Genomic DNA, 275 nt, shown 5'->3' with positions numbered 1-275 from the left:
CTGGTGTTTTACATGGGGCTGATCGGTTTGCCGGTCATCTGTGAAGAGCTGATCAGGCATGGTCGCTCTGCCGACACGCCTGCTGCGCTGGTCCAGCAGGGCACGACGGTCAATCAGCGTGTGTTTACCGGCACTCTGGCCAATCTGCCGCAACTGGTTGCCGAGCATGAGGTGCATGCGCCAACGCTGGTAATCATCGGCGAAGTGGTCAAGTTGCGTGAAAAACTGGCATGGTTCGAAGGGGCTCAGGCGACTGTCTGAAGCCGATTATGGAT

At 57.5% G+C, this 275-nt stretch carries 1 protein-coding gene; it reads left to right on the top strand.

Annotated elements, in window-relative coordinates; translation table 11 throughout:
- Positions 1-261, top strand: a 261-nt coding sequence (locus ALO43_RS18640) for a uroporphyrinogen-III C-methyltransferase (RefSeq protein WP_412778924.1), incomplete at its 5' end; no start/stop codon positions are given.
- Between the last annotated feature and the right edge of the window lie 14 nt (positions 262-275).

It is taken from the genome of Pseudomonas tremae (assembly GCF_001401155.1).
GTDB lineage: Bacteria > Pseudomonadota > Gammaproteobacteria > Pseudomonadales > Pseudomonadaceae > Aquipseudomonas > Aquipseudomonas tremae.
The sequence above is the reverse complement of the archived record's forward strand: the minus strand, read 5'-3'. Positions and strand labels throughout refer to the sequence as shown.